The following is a 2,757-nucleotide window of genomic DNA, read 5'->3' on the forward strand; positions in this document are numbered from 1 at the left end:
GTGTTCATCCACACCTCGCTCGTCGACATCACGGGTGGTGGCGCCGACCGCGGGCGCACACCTGTCGCCGGGGACCGAATGATCTCAGGGCTCGTTCCGTGCAACACGATCTGTGACGAGATCCTCACCGACCACCCCGAGCGGTATCGGGCGATGATCATCGAGAGCTCGAATCCCGCCCACTCTCTGCCGGGCTCGTCACGTTGGCGCGAGGCCCTGGCGGCGCTCGAGTTCGTCGTGGTCATCGATGTCGCAATGAGTGAGACGGCACGATGCGCCGACTACGTGTTCCCTGCTTCGTCGCAGTTCGAGAAGTGGGAGGCGACATTCTTCAACTTCGAGTTTCCCCATAACGTGTTCCAACTCCGGGCGCCGTTGTTCGAACCGCTCGCCGGCACGCTCCCCGAGCCGGAGATGCATTCGCGTCTGTTGCGCGAACTCGGTCTGGTGAACGACGGCGTCCGGGAGCGGTTGAGCGCTGCGCTCGCCGAGGGCCGCGGGTCGTTCGCTGCCGCCCTGATGGCCGAGCTGGCAGACCCGGTCGTGGCGCATGCCGTCCCGGTGTTGCTGTACGACGTGCTCGGTCCAACCCTGCCTGGCGACCGGTCGCAGGCCGCGATCCTGTGGGCGGTCGCGCACGACACGGCCGGCCGCATCCCCGATTCGGTCCGCCGCGCCGGTATCGAAGGAGACGGCTTTGAGCTCGGTGAGGCGTTGTTCGATGCCCTGCTGTATTCACAGCACGGCCTGGTGTTCTCCGCGGACGAGTTCGCGGACGGGTGGAGCCACGTCGCAACTGCGGACGGATTGATCCACCCGATGATTGACGAGTTGCTCGCCATGGTTCCCGGTCTGGCTGACGGCCCGACCAGGTACACGACCGACGAGTTTCCGCTGGTGCTCAGCGCCGGCGAGCGCCGATCCAGCACAGCGAACACCATCTACCGCGATCCGACGTGGCGCAAGCGCGATCCCAACGGATCGCTCCGCCTGAGCCCGAGCGACGCAGAACTGTACGGCATCGTCGACGGCAGCGCGGTCCGCGTGGTGACGTCGGCTGGTTCGGCGAAGGCGCTCGCCGAGGTGACCGAGGTGATGCGGCCAGGTCACATCTCGTTGCCGAATGGGTTCGGCCTCGACCGTCACGACGACAGCGAGCCCGTGGGCGTCTCGCCGAACGAACTGACAACGACCAGCCATCGCGATCCGATCGTCGGAACGCCGTATCACAAGCACACGCCGGCGCGACTCGAACCGATCCCGTGAGTCATCCCGTCTCGGTCGGGCCACCGATGAAGGCCGCAGCGTTCGGCGAGAGCAACTACCCGCGGAACATGTGGTGGGTGGCGGCACTCTCGTCGGAGGTGACCGAAGGGGCGTTGGTCAGCCGGCAGGTCGTCGGCAGGTCGGTCGTGCTGCGGCGTACCTCCACGGGCGAGGTGGCAGCACTGGAGGACCGCTGCCCTCATCGCGGTGCGCCGCTGTCGCTCGGCGACGTGATCGACGACAACATCAGCTGCCGGTATCACGGCTTGCAGTTCGCGCCGGACGGGCGGTGCGTCCACGTGCCGACCCAGGACCACGTCCCGGCGCGCTCAGAGGTGCGGGCCTACCCGGTACGTGAGATCGGCCCGCTGGTGTGGATCTGGACGGGCGATCCAGACCGGGCGGACGAGCACGCCCCGCCCGAGTTCGACTGGGCGGGGAACGCCGATTGGTTGCACGTGAGCGGAGCGATGCCGTTGCAGGCGAACTACATGAGTCTGAAGGAGAACGTGCTCGACCTCACCCACTTCGGCTTCGTCCACGCGAACACGTTCCGCATCCGTGGGTGGGTCAAGCCGCCCGACGTCAGCGTGATCGACGATGTAGTCCGGTTCGAGGTCACCTACGACAACGTGCCGCTTCCTCATATCGACGCGACGATGTCCGGGCTGGGCCGGCGCAGGGTGAGCTCGACGACCTGGGGCCGTTCGTTGTCTCCCGCCATCCACGAAGCCGGCATGGACGCCCGCCTCGTCGAACCGGCGCCGGACGAGCGCACCGACTACCACTTCCGGATCCTGCACATCACCACGCCGGCGTCCCCTCGGATGACGAACTACTGGTGGTTCGTCGGCACCGACTACGGCCATGACATCGATGGTGTCCATGACTGGCTCCGTGCCTCGATCACCGACGGGTTCATCGAGGACAAGGTCGTGCTCGAAGCCATCCAGGCGGCGGCCGACGCCGATCCCGAGTACGCCCGCGGACCGGAGGTGAGCGTGACCGCCGATCGGGCAGGGCTGCACGCACGCCGACAGCTCCAGCGCTTGTTGGACCGCGAGCACGGGCCGGATGAACCGGTCGTGGCGTCGGACATTGGGTCGGCATCGACGAATGAAGAGAGGAAGGCATGAGCCGCACGATCATCCGCTGTGGAGAGCTCTTCGACGGCGTCGACCTGCGTGGGCCGTCGACGCTCGTCCTCGACCGAGGCAAGGTGACCGAGATCCGTGCTGGCGCGCTGGACGAGACGCTCGTTGACACCCCGGGCGACGTGTTGGTCGATGCCTCGGCGCACTTCGTCATGCCCGGCATGGTCGATGTCCACACCCACCTCGCCTACGGCAATGCAAAGACCGAAGAGGACATCGACCTGTACGGGACGCAGGAGTTCCGCGCGATTCGTGGCATGTTCTTCGCCGGTCAGGTTCTCGCCGCAGGCATCACCTCGATCGGGGCTCCGGGCGGCTCAGGGCACGTGTCCACCGC

Annotated in this window: 2 protein-coding genes and 1 pseudogene; all 3 read left to right on the forward strand. The window is 66.7% G+C overall.

Annotation, left to right across the window (positions count from 1 at the left end):
• Window positions 1–1,266, forward strand: a 1,266-nt coding sequence (locus tag WAX14_RS01550; RefSeq protein WP_422626338.1) for a molybdopterin dinucleotide binding domain-containing protein, incomplete at its 5' end; no start/stop codon positions are given.
• Window positions 1,263–2,402 carry a Rieske 2Fe-2S domain-containing protein gene (locus WAX14_RS01555; protein WP_422626339.1) on the forward strand — a complete coding sequence of 380 codons (1,140 nt, stop codon included), beginning with the start codon at window positions 1,263–1,265 and terminating at the stop codon, window positions 2,400–2,402. The genes WAX14_RS01550 and WAX14_RS01555, both read left to right, overlap by 4 nt.
• Window positions 2,399–2,757: pseudogene (locus WAX14_RS01560) on the forward strand (hypothetical protein); the annotation flags it as partial. The gene WAX14_RS01555 and the pseudogene WAX14_RS01560, both read left to right, overlap by 4 nt.

The organism is Rhodococcus sp. (in: high G+C Gram-positive bacteria) (assembly GCF_049299235.1).
GTDB lineage: Bacteria > Actinomycetota > Actinomycetes > Mycobacteriales > Mycobacteriaceae > Rhodococcus.